Genomic DNA, 913 nt, shown 5'->3' on the forward strand with positions numbered 1-913 from the left:
GGATCCACTGGCCCGGCTTGACCTGCAGGAACTCCAGCAGCATCAGCGCGCTCAACGGCATCGCAATGAGCTGCGCGGCGGTCTCGTCGTTGATCGCCTCGGGCATCGGAATCACCATTTTTGCCGGTGCCACGAAATACGCCGCCCACGTGCCATGCACCGAGGCGGCACTGACCCGCTGCCCGACGCTCAGGCCGTCGACGCCCTCGCCGAGCGCATCGATCACGCCGGTCGCTTCGCTGCCCCCAATGGCCGGCAGCGTCGGCTTGTAGCCGTATTGCCCGCGCACGGTCCACAGGTCGTGGTTGTGGATGGTGGCCAGGACGGTGCGGATGCGCACCTCGCCCTTGCCCGGCTGCGGCATTGCCGCGTCGCCGCCGTGCAGCACCGCCGTGGGATCACCGAATGTTTCATGCAATGCAGCGCGCATGTGTTTTCTCCTGTTGCTGGATCTAGGTTGCCGGGCAAGGCCGGCCCTACGTTGTTGAAGAAGGTTGCCGGGCATTGCTCGGCGTTATGGTGTTGACGGTCACCGGAGCGTGCCCGGCGGCGCGTCATGGAAGCGTCGCGGGACCCGCCTCAGCGGCGGTGCCGATGCGCAGCCACCACCGCCGCGCGCGGCTGGCGCCAGGCGCGTGCGCGCAGCACCAGGGTCTGCAGCACCAGCAACGCGGCCACTGCCAGCGCCAGCACCGACACCGTATCGGCGCCGGGCAGGCGCCAGCCGGACTGCTTCACATACACACCCACCAGCGCCCACACCACGGCGGCCGGATAGGCGAAATGACCCCGCAGGCGCTGGTTGACCGACCACGCCAGCAGCGTGGCCGCCGCCAGCAGCACCACGCTCCAGGTGAACATGTCCGCGGTCGGCAGCCACTCGTAGGCCACGATCACCTGCGCCGTATTGAGG

General features: G+C 68.6%; 1 protein-coding gene and 1 pseudogene. Both read right to left on the reverse strand.

The features are described from left to right. A partial coding sequence (locus ACXJKH_RS21335) for an alcohol dehydrogenase catalytic domain-containing protein (protein ID WP_457322373.1) occupies positions 1–430 on the reverse strand: 430 nt, incomplete at its 3' end. A gap of 149 nt (positions 431–579) precedes the next feature. Beyond that, positions 580–913, reverse strand: a pseudogene (locus ACXJKH_RS21340) (hypothetical protein); the annotation flags it as partial.

Source organism: Stenotrophomonas sp. P5_B8, assembly GCF_054049855.1.